Genomic DNA, 18,672 nt, shown 5'->3' on the forward strand with positions numbered 1-18,672 from the left:
GTTATTGTTGTTCTTTTTCTCTTTCCTTGCGTTTTTTTTGAAAACCTTCATTAAAGTTGCGCGTTCTTCTCCCACGTTGCTTTGTGGTATTACGTTTTGTATTTGCAAAAACTAGTAAGAATAAAACGGCAACCCCTATGATACTTACAAGTATCTGTGTGATAGGAGAGAGGTTGTTAAAAAAGTCCATAGTTTGTTATTGTGTCGTGAAGATAAAAAAAAGGATATGATTCTTCTTTGAAAAGTGGTAAGTATGTAAAACAAAAAAACGCCAGCAAGTGGCGTTTTAAATAGTTTTTTTGAGTAGGATCTAGTTACTTTTTATTTTTCAAATCGCTCTCTATAACTCCATCTCTAAGGCGTATTACTCTATGCGCGTGCTCTGCAATATCTTCTTCGTGTGTAACCAGGATCACTGTATTACCTGCTGCGTGTATAGCGTCAAAGAGTGCCATAATCTCAACCCCTGTTTTTGAGTCTAAGTTACCCGTAGGCTCATCTGCAAGTATGATAGACGGTTTATTTACAAGTGCACGACCTACGGCTACACGCTGGCGCTGTCCTCCAGAGAGCTGGTTAGGCTTATGATCCATACGGTCTGCAAGGCCCACATCTGTAAGAACCTCTTCGGCTCTTTTATTACGAGCAGATTTTGATAATCCAGCATATACCATAGGCAGTGCGACATTATCTAAAGCTGTTGTTCTCGGTAGTAGGTTAAATGTTTGAAAAACAAAACCTATCTCTGTATTACGTACATCTGCAAGCTCATCATCACTCATCTGGCTTACATCTCTGCCATTAAGAACATAAGATCCTGCTGTAGGTGTGTCAAGACACCCTAAGAGATTCATTAATGTAGATTTACCAGACCCAGAAGGTCCCATAAATGCTACATACTCGCCCTTGTCTATATCTAGATCTATACCTTTAAGTACGTGTACAATTTCGTTTCCTAGAGGGAAGTCACGTATGATGTTTCTTATTTTAATGAGGTTACCCATAGATGTGTTTAGTTTGCTATTAGAAGATGTTACACACAATTTGTTACACAATTTACTTAAAAATGTAAGTAAGATGTAAAGATGCTTGATTTAACCACAGTTATAATTGTATAGATTATCCTCGATTATAACTTTATGTAAAAATCTTCTTTGGCTTGTTTGGGTCTAAAAAATACCATTCCAAAATAAAATGCATCTACCGTAGCAGTTACTTGTGGTAGTGCTTTTATATACTCCCAGGCTTCTGTCATTTCTTGCGACCAGTGTATGTCGTCAAAAACCCATACACTCTCATCGTTAACAGTAACTAGAAGTTTATTTACATAGTTTATAGTAGCGTCTTTGGCGTGATTACCATCAAAATATATGAAGTCAAAATTCTTCTTAATGTGGTTATCTAGCTCTGTAGTAAAGTCGCCTACGCAAATTTTTACGTTTTTTATACCGGCATTATCCAGCTCTTGCTGTGCTATTTGAGCCGTCTGAGGGCAGCCTTCTATACTTGTAACTTGGGCATTACTTTTTATAGCTAGTGCTGCAGTCGCAATACCTAGTGAAGTACCTAGTTCTAGTACCTCTTGAGGCTGAAAGTAGGCAATAAGGCGCTGGAGTAATAAAATACGTTTATGAGTTGCTCCAGCATAGGTGGCGATGTCCTTTATCTTTCTTTCGGCAGATTTAAATACGCGTGAGCCAGCACCATAATCTGTTACTGTGATGGTTTGCTGGTTATCTAGTAATGACTTTTTATAGGCATATAGCTGTTGTGAGATGCTAGGATCACTCTTTCCCCGTAATACTTCCTTTTCTAGTTTAAATATAAAAGGGGAGTGTATCCCGTGCAGGTGAAAGGTTTTAGGGAGCCATTTTATGTAAGCAAGCGCAGTATGTAAACTATTATTATTTGCGATAACTAGTGTTTTTAAAACAGAGGGTTTACAGGTGTTTGGGTAGGGGTTACTCTTCCATTTTTGAGCTCAGTTCAAACCAGCGTTCTTCTTTTGTCTCTATGTCGTCTATTATTTTTTGAAGTTTTATGCTCTCTTCTGTGATCTCATCTTGAGAGAGATCAGGATTTAAAAACACTTTTTGTTTTTCTTCCTTTTGCCTCTCTAGCTTTGCAATCTCACGTTCTAGTTTTGCGTGCTCCTTTTGCTCATTAAAAGAGAGTGCTCCTTTGTGCTGTTTTTCTTTCCAGCTTTTGGTGTCACTTGCTGTTTGAGTAACAGATGCTTCAAATTTTTGCTTGTTTTCTAGCTGTGCTTGTTCTTTTTCTGCTTTCGCGAAAGCGTTACTTATCCCACCCTCGTATGCTCTAAAGTCTGAGTAGTTACCCGGGAAGTTTTCTACCACGGCATCTCCTTTAAAAACAAAGAGGTGGTCTACTATTTTATCCATAAAGTAACGGTCGTGAGAAACCACCACTAGACATCCCGGGAAGTCTAATAGAAATTGTTCAAGCACGTTGAGCGTTACTACGTCTAGATCATTTGTAGGCTCATCTAGAATTAAAAAGTTAGGATTCTGAATAAAAACGGTACACAAATAGAGTCGCTTGCGCTCCCCACCACTTAGTCGCTCTACAAAGTCATACTGCTTCTTGCGGTCAAACAAGAAACGTTCTAATAGTTGTCCAGCAGAGATGGTACGTCCTTTTTTAAGAGGGATGTGATCTCCAAACTCCTTTATAACATCTATCACCTTCTGACCCTCTTTTATGGCGATTCCTTTCTGAGTGTAATAACCAAATTTTACCGTGTCGCCCACAATCACTTTTCCAGAATCTGGAGGTAGTGCACCGGTCATTATATTAAGAAATGTAGTTTTACCAGTACCATTTTTACCTATGATACCTACACGCTCACCCGTTTTAAAAACATACTCAAACTTGTTGAGTAAGGTGAGATCTCCGTATGATTTACCTACATTATGAAACTCAAGGATTTTACTCCCCATACGCTCCATATTAATCTCTAGCTGTACGGTGTGATCATTGCGGCGCTCGTGTGCACGTGATTTTATCTCTGCAAAGTCGTCTATACGAGATTTTGACTTTGTGGTACGAGCTTTAGGCTGGCGGCGCATCCACTCCAGTTCTTTTTTATATAGCTGTTTTGCTTTACCCGTTTCTGCCTCCCAGGCAGCAACTCGAGCATCTTTGTTCTCTAGATAGTAAGCATAGTTACCTTTATAGTTATAGAGTTTTCCATTTTCTAGCTCTACAATCTCATTACACACGTTTTCTAAAAAGTAACGGTCGTGTGTAACCATAAAAAGCGTGATGTTTTCTGTTCTAAAATAATCCTCGAGCCACTCTATCATCTCTAGGTCAAGGTGGTTAGTAGGTTCATCTAGAATAGCCAGATCAGGTTTAGTAAGCATCATCTGGGCAAGTGCGAGGCGCTTCTTTTGTCCACCACTTAGTAACTCAACCTTACGACCTAGGTCGTCTAGCTTAAGCTTAAAGAGAATCTGTTTATACTGCGTCTCAAAATCCCAAGCTTGTGCTGCCTCCATAGCATCAAAGGCTTTTTGATAAGCATCTGCCTCTTCCATATGAAGAAGTGCCTTCTCATAGTTTGCAATGGTTTTAAGTATAGGGTTATCTCCTGCAAATATGGTTTCTTCTATCGTAAGGCTTGGGTCTAAGTCTGGTTCTTGTGGTAAGAAAGAGATGGTGATACCCTTTCTGCTCACGACCTGCCCATCATCTGGCGATTCAAGACCAGCAATGATATTAAGGAGCGAGGTTTTACCTGTACCGTTTTTGGCAACAAAACCTATTTTTTGGTCCTTATTAATTCCAAAAGCGATGTCTTTAAAAAGGTGGCGTTCACCAAATGATTTTGATACGTTTTCTACAGAGAGGTAGTTCATTGTGTGTTGTGTGGATGCGGTATGCTGCATCTTTTATGATATAGCACAGTGTAAATCTGTAAACTATAAATATGATAAAGGTTTTTTTTTACGCTTTCGCGAAAGCAAAAATAAGGCTTCCCAAAAGAACTATAGCGTTTTACGAGATGCTCTCTCGCCGATTATTGATACTTTTTTTGAAAATTTTAAGCGATGAAATGCACACCTCTCTATGAAAGTTTTATTTTTATCGATGAAAGTCTATATTTGTGAGCCTAACACAACTTAAATGAGATACCCATTATTATTATTGATACTCGTGATTATGGCGAGTACAGCATCTTGTGTACCTCTCAAGGATATCACATATCTTCAAGAAAATGAGACTGCTACAGATAGTATAGTCTCGCTACAACAACAGCAACCTCCGTACAGAGTTCAAGTAGGTGATATATTAAGTATACGTCTCAAAGCACTAGACCAGCAACTTGTTGAGTTTTTTAATCCATCTGGAGAAGAGGGTGTATCGCTTAACGAGGGTTTTTATTACGATGGTTTTGCTATAGATACTCACGGTAATATACGTGTGCCAGAACTAGGAGAGATAAACGTACTAGGCAGAACAACTGAAGAAATACGTGAGATTATAGAGCAACGATTACTAGCAGATTATATAAAAGACGAAGCAGATCTGTTTGTTACGGTAAAGCTACCAGGTATAAGATACACGCTAGTAGGAGAAATAGGGAGCTCAGGAACACAAAATGTACTCGCCGAAAAAGTGACTATACTAGAAGCCATAGCAAACGCTGGTGGAGTACCTATAACGGGAGATCTTACAGATGTACTCATTATAAGACAGTACCCGGGGGGACAACGCGTGCATCACATAAACCTGACTCAAATAGATGTAATGCAGTCACCTTATTACTACATACAACCTAACGATATTATTACCGTAAACCCATTGCCACAAAAAGCGATAGGGATAGGTACTACCGGCTTACAGGCCTTTACCACCATACTGGGACTAGTCACAACACTAGCTTCTGTTATTTTACTAGCAACACGATAGAAGATGGAAGAAGAGTTTGACCCACAGAGTTCTGGAAGTTTTTTTGATTTTAAGGGCTTCTTATATAGATTACTTAGTTACTGGTGGCTGTTTTTAATATGTCTAGCCATCACATTTTCTATAGCTCGCTATATCAATGTGCGCAAAGTCCCAATTTATAGAGAGACCAGCTTGATCTCCATTAAAGATGATCAAAACCAAATGTTTGGGGGTAATACCAGTCTCGTATTTAACTGGGGAGGAACTACAGATAAGGTCCAGACTAGTATTATAATGCTTAAATCACGTACACACGCAGAGCGAGTGGTACAGTATTTACAATTTTACACCAATTACCAAAGGCAAGGCAAGTACAATATAGAAGATGTATATGGTTACACACCATTTACTTTAAAACTCAATGACTCATTCCCGCAGTTATACGGTAAGCGTATGACCTTTATAGATGAAGGTAATGGAAACGTAAGGGTGAAGATTCCTTTTACGGGTGGTACAGCCCCTTTGTTTAATTATTCAACGCTTAAACCCTCATCAATTACAGCTCCTAATACGGACTATGATGAAGTATTTCAACTAGGAGATACTATCAATACCCCATTTTTAAAAGCAACTTTATTGCCTACAGATGTTTATCCTCAAGAAGGGCAAGAGTATTTTGTAAGTCTAGGCAATTTTAATGGTACCGCAGGAAGATATAGAGGTATAGGAGTAACTCAAACTCCGCGAGGGAGCTCTACACTAGAATTAAGCCTGGTAGGCACAAATAAAAAACGCTTAATAGATTACTTAAATGCTAGTGTACAAGTGCGTACAGAAGAACAACTAAGGCAGAAAAATCTATTTGCAACAAAGACCATAAAGTATATAGATAGCAGTCTTAAAACAAGCAATGTAGACCTTGATAAAGCCTTAGAAGATCTTAATAAGTTTCAAAATAAAAATAGTGCTGTGACACTTTCTGGTGGTGCAGAGCAAATAAGTATTGCTTTACAAGACCTTGATAATGAGAAAGACGGTCTGTCACGACAGCTAGTCTATTACAAGCAACTAGAAGATTACCTACGCACACGTACAGATTATACAAATGTGCCTGCTCCCTCTGTATCTCTTATAGATGAAGGTAGCATTACCGCTGGGGTGGCAAATATTGTACAACTAGCATTACAGCGTAGTAACCTAGCCTACACAGCAAAGGAGGGTAACCCTGCTTTTAGAGATTTAGACAGACGTATAGATGCCGAAAAAGAGGTTCTTTTTGAAAATATAAAGTCAAGTAACCGGTTAATCAAAGCACAAATATCTAATCTTAATAGACAGATAGGGCAGGCTCAAGGAAAATTAAAACAGTTTCCAAAAGAAGAACAAGAACTGGCAGAAATACAAAGACGCTTTACAATAAGTCAAGAAGCCTATAACCTGTATACAGAAAAACGTAGCGAGGCAGAGATTATAAAAGCCTCAAATGTATCTGATATTCTATTTATAGATAGAGCAAAAGATGTTGGGAAGGGGCCTATAGGTCCTAATACAAAACTAAACAAGGTACTAGCAGGCGTATTTGGTATGGTAATTCCCATTGCATTTGTGCTTATTATCTTCTTTTTAGACACAAAAGTAGGAACTCCAGAAGATGTCAAGAAACGCTCTAGTATTCCTATTTTAGGCACAATAGGGAAGAGTAAGCGTTCCTCTGGTCTTGTTGTGAGAGATTATCCACGTTCTGCAATGGCAGAGGCTTTTAGAGGGTTGCGATCTGGGTTGCAGTTTATGTATAAGAAGCGTGGTGTGGAGGGAGCAAAAACGGTTTTAGTAACTTCTAGTGTAAGTGGTGAAGGAAAGACATTTACTTCAATGAATCTTGCTTCGGTTTTCGCTTTAAGCGAAAAGAAAACAGTACTGGTAGGACTCGATTTAAGGAAGCCTAAAATATTTGACGATTTTGAGTTAGAAAATGATAAAGGTGTAGTTAATTACTTGATAGGCGATGCTACGCTGGATGAGGTAAAGCAGAAATCTGGTATTAATCATCTAGACGTTATTCTTTCTGGGCCTATCCCGCCTAACCCTTCTGAACTTATCATAAGTGATGCTATGGGTGAGTTTATTGATACTCTTAAACAAGAGTATGATTATATTGTATTTGACACGCCACCATTAGGGTTAGTATCTGATGCATTTGAACTGATGCCTTATGCAGATGCTTCTCTATATATGGTACGTCAAGGTTATACTCGTAAGGATATGCTAGGTCTTGTTAATGAGAAGTATCAAAGAGAAGAGGTAACACACATAAGTTTTGTACTTAACTATTTCCAGCAAAAACGAAAATATGGTTACGGTTATGGCTATGGTTACGGGACTTATAATAATGGCTACCACGAGGATGATGCACCTACGGGTATCTTAGGCAGGTTTAAAAAGCTGTTTACTAGGCGCAACTAAGATTTATGAGCCGTAATACGATAACAGAAGATAGTTGGCTTTATGAAATTAAGCCTAAAGGCAAACTTATTGATCTTAACTTTAAAGAGATTTGGAGTTATAGAGATCTCCTCGTGCTTTTTGTTAAGCGTGATATCGTTACAGTTTATAAACAGACTATACTTGGCCCGCTATGGTTCTTGATTCAGCCATTGTTTACCAGTATTGTTTTTACGCTTATTTTTAATAATATAGGTAACGTGAGTACTGGTGCGGTTCCTGCTTTTTTATTCAACCTAGCTGGTATAACCTTATGGAATTATTTTAAGGAGTGTCTTACTACAAGTAGCACAACCTTTACGGCAAATGCTGGGCTTTTTGGAAAAGTATACTTTCCTAGGTTTATAGTGCCGGCTTCAAGGGTTATTTCTGGCCTCTTTAAGTATAGTATTCAGGTATTGATCTTTGTTTTATTTTACCTCTATTTTGTTTTCTATAAAGGTGTAGATATAGCACCCTCTCCATTCTTTATATTGAGTCTGTTGTTAGTCTTTAATATGGCACTCATAGGTCTGGGAGTTGGGATGATTTTGAGTGCACTTACGACAAAGTATCGAGATTTGACCATATTAGTATCCTTTGGTATAAACCTACTTATGTATGTAAGCGGGGTTATGTATCCTCTAGAAGAGATGCGAGCAAAGTTGCCAGAGTATTATTGGCTCATAGAGTATAATCCTATAGCACAAACGATTGAGTTATATAGAAATTTGCTCTTGGGTACGGCACAAGTCAATTTTGCTATGATGGGAATAAGTCTTTTAATAGGCGTCATATGTTTTCTGGTAGGGCTTATAATTTTTAATCGTACCGAGCGCAATTTTATAGATACAGTGTAATGAAAGATAAAATTAGATTGTATTGGTGGAGTGAGGTTCATATTCAAAAGAAGAAGAAGGAAAATTATGGTGACCTTATCGGGAAGTATCTAGTTGAAAAGATTTCTGGTAAAGAAGTACAGTGGCTAAGAGCTAATAGATTTTATTTAAAAAACTTTTGGAAACCCTTGTATGTGACAGTGGGTAGTATTTTAGAGCATATAGGAGCGCATTGTACTGTGTGGGGAAGTGGTATAATAGCCAAAGATTCTCAAGTTGCTAATGCACATTTTTTAGCAGTAAGAGGTCCGCTTTCGCGAAAGCGTTTACAAGAACTCAACTATACTTGTCCAGAAGTTTATGGTGACCCAGCATTATTATTACCATCTTATTTTAACCCTAAAGTTGATAAGATATTTAAAGTAGGTATCGTACCTCATATAAACGATTATAATAGAACTCTCGATTTATATGTGAAGGACAAAGATATTTTAGTGATTGATTTTATGACAAATGATATTGAAAAAACTACTAGAGACCTATTGTCTTGTGAGTTCATATTGTCGTCTTCACTACACGGACTCATAGTGTCTCACGCTTATCAAATTCCTGCTATTCAAATACGTTTGTCTGATAAAATTCTAGGGGATGGCGTTAAGTATCACGATTACTTTATGTCTGTAAACTTAAAACCTTATCAACCTTTACCTATGGAAGTGGCTCTTAAAGAAGAAGAATTAATTATGCTTGTAAAAAATCATAAGGAATCTTTACCTTCTTTAGAAAAAATACAAGAAATTCAAAGACAACTTATTGAGGTTTGCCCTTTTAAATAGACTTATATGGAGGATCATATTATTCTAAAAGCTTCAAATATTTCTAAACAATACAGATTGGGTCTTGTAGGGACTGGGACGTTAAGCCACGACATTAATAGATTGTGGCATAAAATAAGAGGAAAAAAAGATCCCTATCTGAAGATAGGTGCAGAAAATGATAGGGCTCTACAATCTAAGTCTGATTATGTGTGGGCACTTAAAGATATTAACTTTGAAGTTAAGCGTGGAGAAATATTAGGAATCATTGGTAAAAATGGAGCAGGTAAGTCGACCTTGCTTAAGATATTGTCACGAGTAACAAGCCCCACAACAGGCTCTATTAAAACAAGAGGTAGAATTGCCAGTTTGCTAGAAGTAGGAACTGGAATGCATCCCGAGCTTACAGGTAGAGAAAACATATACCTTAATGGTGCTATACTGGGAATGACAAAAGTTGAGATAAGCAGTAAAATAGATGAGATAGTAGATTTTTCTGGTTGCAAAATGTATATAGATACACCCGTAAAGAGGTACTCTAGTGGTATGCGTGTGCGACTAGGCTTTGCAGTAGCTGCCTTTTTAGAACCCGATATTCTTGTGATTGATGAGGTACTAGCAGTAGGTGATGCAGAGTTTCAAAAGAAGGCCATAGGTAAGATGCAGGATATATCTCAGTCTGGAGGTAGAACGGTTCTTTTTGTTAGTCACAATATGGCCGCTGTACAAAACCTCTGTAATCGAGTACTCATTTTAGATAAGGGTAAAATAGTAAATAATGATGGTGATCCAGCTATAATAGGGGTAGAGAAGTATTTGAGTCTAAGCAAAAGAAGCTCAGAGATAAAAGCCTTAGATCCTAATTTTGATATCAAGCTACATCAAAAAAGTGTTTACCATTTTGACGAAAACTTTACTATTGATTTATGTGCAAATTCTTTATTATCAACTTCTAAAAATGCCTACATAGATATCGCAGTTGTAAACAAGTTAGAAGAATTTGTCCTTCATTATAGGATGGATGTTAATTGTAACCCTATGATTTTATATCCAGGTACAAATAAGTTTACAATACAAATAGAAAACCCTCGCTTAGTAATGGGAGAGTATACTATAATCGCTTATGTATATGATAAGGTTAAGAACGTACTGTTATGGGTAGAAAACACCTTACCATTTCAAATTGTAGATGTAAATAGTGATAGTATTAACACCACAACTGTAAAGTCACAAATTATACCTAATGTTTCAATAAGTAGAATAGACTCAATATAACTATGCTGAAAAAATATATTTATAAGTCTATTAACCGTCTGGGGTATAGAATAGAAAGAAAAAGAACTAGAGAGGAGCTTTGGGAGAACCATCAAATTTATGAGATAAAAAATAATCTCAACCTTTTCTTTGGGGCTAAATCCTATATTGAGCGTTTAAACTCAAGGTATGATAATTTTAAACTAGAGGCTCAAGATAAGGGTCTTATAGTGCAATTTTTGGACTTAAAAATTTATGTAGAAACCATAGAGGAGTTTTTTATTATAGATGAAGTTTTTCTAACAAATGACTATAATTTTAGTACTCTTTGTGATGCTACGGTAATCGATATAGGAGCAAATATTGGAATTAGTTCACTATTCTTCTCAACTCTTGAAAATGTGAAAAATGTTTATTCATTTGAACCAGTTTTAGACACCTATAAGCAGGCTCTTATGAATTTTGAGATGAACCCCTCAGAAAAATTAAGTAGTATAAAAAACATAGGTTTAGGGAATTCTACTAGAGAAGAAACTTTTATTTACAATAAGCATTTTAAAGGTAATACGGGAGTAAGAGGTTTACTAAGCAAGACGATGTTTAACTTAAAAAACAATGAAACAAGAAAGGTCCAAATAGAAAATGCATCTAAACAGTTGAGGCCTATTGTAGAGCGTCACTCTTTAGGTAGTATTGTTATAAAGATGGATTGTGAAGGAGCTGAATATGAAATCATAGAAGATTTAAATCACACAGGTCTATTAAAGGACATTGATATAATTATGTTAGAGTGGCACGATAAAGGTCCTCATTTTATTGAAAAAGTACTTAAAGAAAACAAATTTCAGGTTTTCTCAAGAAGTCTAGGTCCTAATGCAGGAATCATCTATGGTGTAAATAGCAAATAAATTTTTGAGATGCTCATTTCAGTTATAATACCAGCCTACAACGTAGAACGTTTTATAAAAAAAACAATCCAATCGGCTCTTGATCAGTCACAAGTTGGAGAAGTGATTGTAATAGATGATGGTAGTACAGATAGTACCTTGCAGATAGTTAGTGAGTTACAGGCCTCTACACATATTTTAAAAGTGTATCAACACAAGGATGGAATAAACAAGGGTCGTGGCGCCACAAGAAATCTAGGAATACATAAAGCTACACAAGACTATATTGCTTTTTTAGACGCAGACGATTTTTATCTCGAAGATCGTTTCAAAGGTGATGAGCACGTATTTAACGATAGTAATGTCGATGGGGTTTATAATGCAGTTGGGTTTCATTTCTATAGAGAACCACTAGATTCTGAAAAAATACACTTCAAAGCTAACACTCTTTCTAAGAGATTGAAACCAGAGGAACTGTTTGATGGTATTGTGTCAAGTAAATATGGGTACTTACATTTAAATGGTCTCACTGTAAAGAAATCCGTATTCGACAAAAGTGGCTATTTTAATGAAACGCTAAGAGTAACTCAAGATTCAGATATTATCTTTAAAATGGCGCTTGTGTGCAATTTGTACCCAAGCAATATAGAAGAGCCAGTTTCAAAAAGAGGAATTCATACAGAAAATGTTTTTACCAAGAGTGAAATATATAAAGAGTATAATCCTAAGCTTTTTGAATCACTTGTGAGTTGGTCCTTAAAAAATAAAATTAAAAAGGATAAGATAGATACGCTATTAAACTGGCAGTGGTTCCATAAATTCGAACAGAAAAAGACAGTGGTAGTTTATACTCGGTATTGGATAGCTTTTATTTTCAAAAACCCACGATTAATGTTATCTATACTAGCCATAAAGTATTTTCCAATTATTAGGTTAAGAAAGCGCTTGTTTCCAAGATTTTATAATTGAATTACCTTATTATTAAATTAAAATGCCCAAACTCTCCATTATCACAGTTAATTACAATGATCTGAACGGTCTTAAAAAAACCGTTCAGAGCGTGCATACTCAGACTTCTCAAGAATTTGAGCATATCATCATTGATGGAGGATCTACAGATGCAAGTGTTGAGTATATAAAAAAACATCAGGATAGTTTCTCATACTGGGTGAGTGAACCCGATAAAGGTGTTTATAATGCTATGAATAAAGGGATTGAGCAAGCTTCAGGCGAGTACTTGCTATTCCTTAATGCAGGTGATCATTTTATAAATGAGCAGTCCTTACAACGCGCTTTAACCCATTTATCAGGAGAGCATATAATTTATTTTAAGCTTCACGTGGTAGAAGGCTCACGTGACTTTACAAAGAGCTATCCTAGTCGTTTGTCATTTTCTTATTTTGTAGAGGATACATTACCTCACCCAGCTACTTTTATAAAGAAGACCGCTTTCGCGAAAGCGGGAACCTACAGAGAAGATTTTAAGATAGTATCAGACTGGAAATTTTTTATAGATGCCATATGTAGATATCAGTTATCTTACAAAAAAGTATCCGAAACTATAACTACATTCTACATAGGAGGAATGAGTTCTGACCCAAAAAATTATGACTTAAAAAGTAATGAGCGTACTGAAGTTTTAAGTAAAGAGTATACAGCATTTTATCAAGATGTTAATGATACCTTACATATGAGAAAAACACTTAATAGTTTAAAAAAATCAAGGATTATAAGTTTACTAGTGAAGCTTAAGTTTCTAAACAAATTTTAATGAATAGCCCTGAAGTTTCTATAATAGTACCTTGTTATAACCAGGCTCATTTTTTAAATGACAGCTTGCAATCTGTTTTAAATCAGATTTTTGACGCTTGGGAGTGTATTATAGTAAATGATGGTAGCCCAGATAATACAGAAGAAGTAGCTCAAAAGTGGTGTGCAAAAGATGCAAGGTTTAAGTATATAAAAAAAACTAATGGTGGTTTATCTAGCGCTCGTAATGCAGGTATAGCGATAAGTCGTGGAGATTTTATCCTTCCACTAGATGCAGATGATTTGATACATTCAGACTATTTACAAAAGCTCTTACCAGTAATAGAAAATAATGACGCTGTAGAAGTAGTTTCTTGTTATAGTATTTTTTTTAGAAATACTATTGATAATGTTGTAAATACAAGAAAACCCACTGGTACAACAATAGATGCTTTATTATATGAAAATATGATAATGGCAACATCTTTATATAGAAAGGAATCTTGGAACCGGGTAGGAGGCTATGATGAAAGTATGAAAGATGGCTTTGAAGATTGGGATTTTTGGATTTCTATTTTAAAGGATGGAGCAGAATTTAAAATTGTCCCAGAGTTCCTTTTTTACTATCGTAAAGCTGCAGCGTCAATGTTAACCAATACAGTTGCAAATCATCTAGAATCAGTAACAAAATATATTTACAAAAAGCACCCTGAGGTTTATATAAATAAGTTTGATACCACTATGGATTATGTTTTTTATTTAATTAAAAAGCATAAAGCTAGTGAGGATAATTTAAAAAAATCTCTTGAATATAGAATAGGAAAAGCTGTAACAAAGCCTTTTAGATTTATTGCCAAATTAAATAAATCAAAAAATAAATAGCTTATGATATCTGTTGTTATACGTAATAAAAATCAAGAAGTAGCACTGGAGTTTTTATTAAAAAACCTGACACAGCGATACAGTGAAGATATTTCTGAAATCATAGTAGTAGATAATTTATCTACAGATAGAAGTAAGGAGATAACCGCTAGATATAATGCACGCTTTGAAACTATAAAAGAGTTTAGTTATGGTGGTAGTGCAAACTTTGCTGCTAGTAAAGCTCAATTTTCTATAGTCGTAATATTTAGTGCGCATTCATATCCCGTGAGTCACGATTTTTTTAAAACAATAAAGGATAGATTTGAATCAAATAATAACCTGGCTGGTGTACGTTGCTTGCATAGCCCAAATGATTATAGAAATTACATAAACAAAATAAGTGCAAATACTGACCCTAATAAATCAGGGTTAATATTCTCGGGTTCTGCTTTTAGTAAAAAAGTTTGGGAGAAGTATCCATTTAGAGAAGATGTCGCTACATTCGAAGATAAGGAGTGGACAAAAAGAGTGGTTAATGCAGGGTTTGATATTGAGTTTGCACCTGCTATCTTTAGTTATGAAATACGCAGAACAAAAAAGCAGCAATTTTTTAGGTGGAAGAATGATTTAGTAGGCAATTATCAGCTTTGGCATAAAGATGTAAGTATCCTTTCTGCTGGTAAAGGTTTTATTGCTACTGGATGGAGGCTTAAAAAAGCCCTAGTTGTTGATTTATGGTATGCCCTAAGGCGCTTTGTTTATACTATAAAGTTTTGCTTTAATAAACCAAAAAAGTTTTAGATATATAAATAATCTTCAGTAGTTCTGTATATTTTTCCTATGTCTTTTCAATAGAAAATAGTATAATTTTTAAATACAAATTATTAAAATATCAATCATAATACCTTCTTACAATCAAGCAATGTTTCTTGATGAAACACTTGATTCTGTTTTTCTTCAAACAGAGAAAAGTTGGGAGTGCTTAATCATTGATGATGGTAGTACAGATGAGACTGCCGCTGTAGCCCATAAATGGGTGATTAAAGATGATAGATTTAAATATTTTAAAAAAGATAACGGCGGGTTAAGCAGTGCACGCAACTACGGACTTAAACTTGCTCAGGGCACTTACATTCAATTGTTAGATTCTGATGACTTGCTTATGCCTACTAAGTTTGAGAAGCAACTTGTAAATTTAAATAATACAGATATCTGTATTTGTGATTACAGGCCATTTGATAATGAGACAAATCAAGATGTAGTCCATAGATATTTAACACCTTTTGTATCCCCTAATAATTTGGTTAATAGTGTTATACTCAACTGGGAGTCTAAGTTGTCAATACCTTGCCATACTGCGTTATTTAGAAATGATATTCTATTAGATAATGCATTAAATTTTGATGAGTCTCTTGATAATCACGAAGACTGGGTGTTTTGGGTGAAGTATTTTTATTATTCTCAAAAGGTTAGTTTTAACAGGGAGATACTAGCAGAGTATAGAATCCATCCTTACTCAATGACACAAGACTATTTTAAAATGAAGAATGGCTTTTTGCAAGCCATACGACTTTTAGAAGAGTTTTTTAAGAATAACAAACAGCCTGAATACGCAAGAGTTTTATTAAAAAAAAGGCGAGAAATTTTAAGAAGAGGTAGAGAGCCGCTTTTGATTAAATACCCTAAGCGGTTATACCGTAAAATTATAAGTAAGTACAAGAATGTCAAAGGAAATTAAAGCAATCGCTATTCATTTACCGCAATTTCACCCCATTAAAGAAAATAATGAATGGTGGGGTAATGGTTTTACCGAATGGACTAATGTTTCTAAAGCAAAGCCTTTTTTTGATGGACATTATCAACCTCATTTACCAGCAGATCTTGGTTTTTATGACTTAAGACTTGAGGAGGCAAGGATTGCGCAAGAGGATCTGGCTCGTGCTAATGGAATATTCGGATTTTGTTATTATCACTATTGGTTTAATGGAAAACGTATACTAGAAACACCATTAGAGCGTAAACTTAAAAATATTAAGGAAGATTTTCCTTTTATGTTATGTTGGGCAAATGAGAACTGGACAAGAGTTTGGGACGGTGGGGAAAAGAATATTCTTTTAGAGCAAAAGTATTCGCACGAAGATGATTTACTACATATTAGGGAATTGATAAGATACTTTAAAGATGATCGCTACATAAAATCTAATGGAAAACCAGTATTTGTTATATACCGACCTAACTTGTTTCCTGATATTAAAAAAACAATAGCGATATGGCGAGAGGAGGTTAAGGCGGCAGGTTTTTCTGATATCTATTTGGGGTACGCGCTAGGAGAAAAAAACCAGTCGCTTCTTGGAGTAGGAGGGTTTGATTTTTCTTATGACTTTCAGCCTAATTTTAGTAATAGACCTTCCAGTATTAAAAATAATCTGTTTAAGAGGTATACTACCGCATTACTACGTAAATTTAAATGGACTATAGATAATCGTTATGAGTTATTTTATGATTATGAACAGTTTGTTGATTTACAGATAAATACTGAGTTTAAATCGAAGGTCTATCCTGGAATAACTCCTATGTGGGATAATACCGCTAGACGAAAAAAGAATTATTTTGCTTTACATAATTCAACTCCGCAGAAATATGCAAAATGGTTAAAGCATATCGTTTTAAATTATCCTTGGCAAAAAATGCCAGAAAATTATCTATTTATAAATGCTTGGAATGAGTGGGCTGAAGGAAATCACTTAGAGCCTTGTCAAAAGTGGGGTAAACAGTATCTAGAAGAGACATATAAAGCACTGAAATAATCTAATTTACCTACAATAAAGCCATAAATATTTAAAATAGAATGCAAGATCTTTTAACCGTAGTCTTACCCAACAGGAATAGAGATTTACAACTTGTTGTAAAGTCTATAAGCTCTGTTTACAGTCAGATCGAAGAAAATGTTAAGCTAATTCTGGTAGATTATGGAAGCCCAGTAGGTTATCAAAAGGAACTGAAAAATGTCTGTGCGAAATTTTCTAAACTCCAAATTATCTTATATCAAACACAAGGACAGCTTTGGAACAAGTCTAGAATTATAAATTCAGTACTAAAAGACTGTTCTTCTCAATACTTTATGGTAAGTGATATAGATATGCTGTGGCATCCTGATTTTTTGGAAGAAGTACACTCATATTTACACAGTTCAAAAGTCCTTTATTTTCCCGTGGGTTTCCTAACCGAGAGCGAAAGTAAAAGAGAAGTTTCATTTCATAAATATATCGTTAAGGGTATCTCAACTCACGAAGCAACCGGAATTTCGATTTTTCCAACGGTAAAACTCAAGTCTATAGGTGGTTTTGATGAATTTTATCACGGATGGGGAGGGGAGGATACAGATGTACATATAAGACTGCAAAGAGCAGGTGTTACAGTAGAGTTCGTAGAAAACACTCTTTACTTCAAGCATCAATGGCACCCTAAAATGTATCGAAGTTTCAAGAGTAACTATCCTTTTGCTGAAACTTTAGAATTAATAAATGGTCAATACCTAAACAGAGTACAAAAAGGAAGTGTTGTAAAGGTAAATAATTCATCTGGCACAGGCATAATTCCTGATTCATATGACCTTAATGTAGAGGAGGTCAAAATCAATGTTCTTACAACTCGAGATCAAGTAAAATCTGCCTTGTATTATATAGAAAACTGTGTAGGGAAGAGAGTTTTATTAACAGTAAGAGAGCATCCAGAAAGACACGACTTTATTAAGAAAATAAAGAGAAAAGCCAGAGGTAAAACTTTGAATTTTATAACGATTAAAGAAGCAAATAACATTATCTTAGAATGGGTAGTTTCTAAAGCTAGAGATTCTTTTTATCAGTATAAAATGTCTGAAAGTAATGTCATCACACTTGAAGTACATTATAGATGAAAATGCCTATGTATTTTGAAAAGCTAAATTTACTTAGAGACCAAGAACCTACCGTAAGTGTTTTTGTACTTTGTTATAATCAAGAACCTTATATCCTTCAAACTATAGAGAGTATTCTTTCTCAGAAAACTAATTTTCCATTTGACATCATTATAAGTGATGATTCAAGTAGCGATAAAACTCCACAAATTTGTGAAAGTTTAGCCGCTATAAATAGTAATATCACTTTTATTAAGCAGGAAAAGAATCTAGGCTTGATGGGTAACTTTGTAAAAACTTCAAAGCGGCTCAGAGGCAAATACGTTGCAATTTGTGATGGTGATGACTACTGGATTAATAATAATAAACTTCAACTTCAAGTTGACTTTTTAGAAAAGAATAAAGAGTTTAGTGTAGTAGGTACAAGTTGTTTTAAATCTATAGATGATAAAATAAATAAAATAGATATAGATAAATATACTGGGCCTATTGCGTTAAGTGAGCTTTCTCTAGAAAATAAAATTATAGCACCTACTGCAGTGTTTCTCAATGTGTATCGTGTTCTAGAATTACCACAGTTTTTTCATAAATTTCCTTATGGCGACTGGCCATCGTATTTGCTAGTTATGTCTTTAACAAATACTGCAGCATTTAAACTAGCAGAGGTTACGGCTGTTTATAGAAGTACTATAGGTGTGTCTGCACGTATGAGAGAGGATAATACTAATGTGGCTATTCAAAATTTAGAAATTATTAAAAGCTTAATGCATTTGGAAGCTCTAAAACCTAATGAAGCATTGTTTAAAAATAGTTTAGAGCACCATCAATTGGCACTAGTAACATCTTACAATAGAGATAAAAAGTTTTTAAGAGGAGCTTTTTTAATGTTACAAATACTTAAGTCAAATCTATCCTTGATATTATTTAAGAGATACATTTACTCCTTAAAAAAATCTATAGTATAACAATGAGGA

At 35.2% G+C, this 18,672-nt stretch carries 18 protein-coding genes and 1 pseudogene; 14 read left to right on the forward strand and 5 right to left on the reverse strand.

The genetic code is table 11. The features are described from left to right. Position 1: 1 nt before the first annotated feature. The 5 genes and pseudogenes from Q0948_RS11070 to Q0948_RS11090 all read right to left on the reverse strand — a co-directional run bounded on the left by Q0948_RS11070 (position 2) and on the right by Q0948_RS11090 (position 3,881). Positions 2-190: a hypothetical protein gene (locus tag Q0948_RS11070; protein WP_298352397.1), complete on the reverse strand. Its 189-nt coding sequence runs from the start codon at positions 188-190 to the stop codon at positions 2-4. A 124-nt stretch (positions 191-314) separates the two neighbouring features. Further along, the gene (locus tag Q0948_RS11075) at positions 315-1,004 is read right to left on the reverse strand and encodes an ABC transporter ATP-binding protein (protein ID WP_298352400.1); all 690 of its coding nucleotides are present in this window, start codon (positions 1,002-1,004) and stop codon (positions 315-317) included. 125 nt (positions 1,005-1,129) lie between these two features. After that, on the reverse strand, positions 1,130-1,255 hold the full coding sequence (locus Q0948_RS11080) for a hypothetical protein (RefSeq protein ID WP_298352404.1): 126 nt from the start codon (positions 1,253-1,255) through the stop codon (positions 1,130-1,132). Beyond that, a pseudogene (locus Q0948_RS14950) lies at positions 1,256-1,915 on the reverse strand (class I SAM-dependent methyltransferase); the annotation flags it as partial. 46 nt (positions 1,916-1,961) lie between these two features. Next, complete coding sequence (locus Q0948_RS11090; RefSeq protein WP_298352552.1) at positions 1,962-3,881, reverse strand: ABC-F family ATP-binding cassette domain-containing protein; 1,920 nt, start codon at positions 3,879-3,881, stop codon at positions 1,962-1,964. A gap of 268 nt (positions 3,882-4,149) precedes the next feature. Between Q0948_RS11090 and Q0948_RS11095 the strand changes: the two genes are divergently transcribed. From Q0948_RS11095 to Q0948_RS11160, 14 genes are all read left to right on the forward strand, one after another. After that, on the forward strand, positions 4,150-4,935 hold the full coding sequence (locus Q0948_RS11095; protein WP_298352408.1) for a polysaccharide biosynthesis/export family protein: 786 nt from the start codon (positions 4,150-4,152) through the stop codon (positions 4,933-4,935). A 3-nt stretch (positions 4,936-4,938) separates the two neighbouring features. After that, on the forward strand, positions 4,939-7,377 hold the full coding sequence (locus Q0948_RS11100; protein WP_298352411.1) for a tyrosine-protein kinase: 2,439 nt from the start codon (positions 4,939-4,941) through the stop codon (positions 7,375-7,377). A gap of 5 nt (positions 7,378-7,382) precedes the next feature. Then, entirely contained in the window at positions 7,383-8,255 is an 873-nt protein-coding gene (locus tag Q0948_RS11105; RefSeq protein WP_298352414.1) for an ABC transporter permease, read from the forward strand. Beyond that, the gene (locus tag Q0948_RS11110; RefSeq protein ID WP_298352417.1) at positions 8,255-9,070 is read left to right on the forward strand and encodes a polysaccharide pyruvyl transferase family protein; all 816 of its coding nucleotides are present in this window, start codon (positions 8,255-8,257) and stop codon (positions 9,068-9,070) included. The genes Q0948_RS11105 and Q0948_RS11110 overlap by 1 nt, the downstream gene beginning before the upstream one ends. 6 nt (positions 9,071-9,076) lie before the next feature. Then, positions 9,077-10,324, forward strand: coding sequence for an ABC transporter ATP-binding protein (locus Q0948_RS11115; RefSeq protein ID WP_298352419.1), 1,248 nt, complete (start codon positions 9,077-9,079; stop codon positions 10,322-10,324). 2 nt (positions 10,325-10,326) lie between these two features. Beyond that, entirely contained in the window at positions 10,327-11,211 is an 885-nt protein-coding gene (locus Q0948_RS11120; protein WP_298352421.1) for an FkbM family methyltransferase, read from the forward strand. A 9-nt stretch (positions 11,212-11,220) separates the two neighbouring features. Beyond that, a complete protein-coding gene (locus Q0948_RS11125; protein ID WP_298352424.1) occupies positions 11,221-12,159 on the forward strand; it encodes a glycosyltransferase family 2 protein in 939 nt (312 codons plus the stop codon). 22 nt (positions 12,160-12,181) lie between these two features. Continuing rightward, positions 12,182-12,961 carry a glycosyltransferase family 2 protein gene (locus tag Q0948_RS11130; RefSeq protein ID WP_298352427.1) on the forward strand — a complete coding sequence of 260 codons (780 nt, stop codon included), beginning with the start codon at positions 12,182-12,184 and terminating at the stop codon, positions 12,959-12,961. Continuing rightward, positions 12,961-13,821, forward strand: coding sequence for a glycosyltransferase family A protein (locus Q0948_RS11135; protein WP_298352430.1), 861 nt, complete (start codon positions 12,961-12,963; stop codon positions 13,819-13,821). Before Q0948_RS11130 ends, Q0948_RS11135 begins: the two co-directional genes overlap by 1 nt. Positions 13,822-13,824: 3 nt before the next feature. Further along, positions 13,825-14,604, forward strand: a complete 780-nt coding sequence (locus Q0948_RS11140; RefSeq protein WP_298352433.1) for a glycosyltransferase — start codon at positions 13,825-13,827, stop codon at positions 14,602-14,604. A 100-nt stretch (positions 14,605-14,704) separates the two neighbouring features. Further along, the gene (locus Q0948_RS11145; RefSeq protein ID WP_298352556.1) at positions 14,705-15,541 is read left to right on the forward strand and encodes a glycosyltransferase; all 837 of its coding nucleotides are present in this window, start codon (positions 14,705-14,707) and stop codon (positions 15,539-15,541) included. Then, positions 15,525-16,610: a glycoside hydrolase family 99-like domain-containing protein gene (locus Q0948_RS11150; RefSeq protein ID WP_298352435.1), complete on the forward strand. Its 1,086-nt coding sequence runs from the start codon at positions 15,525-15,527 to the stop codon at positions 16,608-16,610. Before Q0948_RS11145 ends, Q0948_RS11150 begins: the two co-directional genes overlap by 17 nt. Before the next feature lie 41 nt (positions 16,611-16,651). Further along, positions 16,652-17,719: a galactosyltransferase-related protein gene (locus Q0948_RS11155; protein WP_298352438.1), complete on the forward strand. Its 1,068-nt coding sequence runs from the start codon at positions 16,652-16,654 to the stop codon at positions 17,717-17,719. Next, positions 17,716-18,663 (forward strand): glycosyltransferase family 2 protein, encoded by a 948-nt coding sequence (locus tag Q0948_RS11160; protein ID WP_298352443.1) that lies wholly within the window; start codon positions 17,716-17,718, stop codon positions 18,661-18,663. Before Q0948_RS11155 ends, Q0948_RS11160 begins: the two co-directional genes overlap by 4 nt. The last annotated feature ends 9 nt before the right edge of the window (positions 18,664-18,672 follow it).

The organism is uncultured Dokdonia sp., assembly GCF_947496725.1.
Taxonomy (GTDB): Bacteria; Bacteroidota; Bacteroidia; order Flavobacteriales; family Flavobacteriaceae; genus Dokdonia.

What these genes read in the sequence shown, in the direction of transcription:
- Q0948_RS11160 (WP_298352443.1), top strand. Translation starts at nt 17,716, where the DNA reads ATGAAAATGCCTATGTATTTTGAAAAGCTAAATTTACTTAGAGACCAA.
- Q0948_RS11135 (WP_298352430.1), top strand. Translation starts at nt 12,961, where the DNA reads ATGAATAGCCCTGAAGTTTCTATAATAGTACCTTGTTATAACCAGGCT.
- Q0948_RS11115 (WP_298352419.1), top strand. Translation starts at nt 9,077, where the DNA reads ATGGAGGATCATATTATTCTAAAAGCTTCAAATATTTCTAAACAATAC.
- Q0948_RS11120 (WP_298352421.1), top strand. Translation starts at nt 10,327, where the DNA reads ATGCTGAAAAAATATATTTATAAGTCTATTAACCGTCTGGGGTATAGA.
- Q0948_RS11075 (WP_298352400.1), bottom strand. Translation starts at nt 1,004, where the DNA reads ATGGGTAACCTCATTAAAATAAGAAACATCATACGTGACTTCCCTCTA.
- Q0948_RS11080 (WP_298352404.1), bottom strand. Translation starts at nt 1,255, where the DNA reads ATGACAGAAGCCTGGGAGTATATAAAAGCACTACCACAAGTAACTGCT.
- Q0948_RS11155 (WP_298352438.1), top strand. Translation starts at nt 16,652, where the DNA reads ATGCAAGATCTTTTAACCGTAGTCTTACCCAACAGGAATAGAGATTTA.
- Q0948_RS11130 (WP_298352427.1), top strand. Translation starts at nt 12,182, where the DNA reads ATGCCCAAACTCTCCATTATCACAGTTAATTACAATGATCTGAACGGT.
- Q0948_RS11100 (WP_298352411.1), top strand. Translation starts at nt 4,939, where the DNA reads ATGGAAGAAGAGTTTGACCCACAGAGTTCTGGAAGTTTTTTTGATTTT.
- Q0948_RS11105 (WP_298352414.1), top strand. Translation starts at nt 7,383, where the DNA reads ATGAGCCGTAATACGATAACAGAAGATAGTTGGCTTTATGAAATTAAG.
- Q0948_RS11150 (WP_298352435.1), top strand. Translation starts at nt 15,525, where the DNA reads ATGTCAAAGGAAATTAAAGCAATCGCTATTCATTTACCGCAATTTCAC.
- Q0948_RS11095 (WP_298352408.1), top strand. Translation starts at nt 4,150, where the DNA reads ATGAGATACCCATTATTATTATTGATACTCGTGATTATGGCGAGTACA.
- Q0948_RS11110 (WP_298352417.1), top strand. Translation starts at nt 8,255, where the DNA reads ATGAAAGATAAAATTAGATTGTATTGGTGGAGTGAGGTTCATATTCAA.
- Q0948_RS11090 (WP_298352552.1), bottom strand. Translation starts at nt 3,881, where the DNA reads ATGAACTACCTCTCTGTAGAAAACGTATCAAAATCATTTGGTGAACGC.
- Q0948_RS11140 (WP_298352433.1), top strand. Translation starts at nt 13,825, where the DNA reads ATGATATCTGTTGTTATACGTAATAAAAATCAAGAAGTAGCACTGGAG.
- Q0948_RS11070 (WP_298352397.1), bottom strand. Translation starts at nt 190, where the DNA reads ATGGACTTTTTTAACAACCTCTCTCCTATCACACAGATACTTGTAAGT.
- Q0948_RS11125 (WP_298352424.1), top strand. Translation starts at nt 11,221, where the DNA reads ATGCTCATTTCAGTTATAATACCAGCCTACAACGTAGAACGTTTTATA.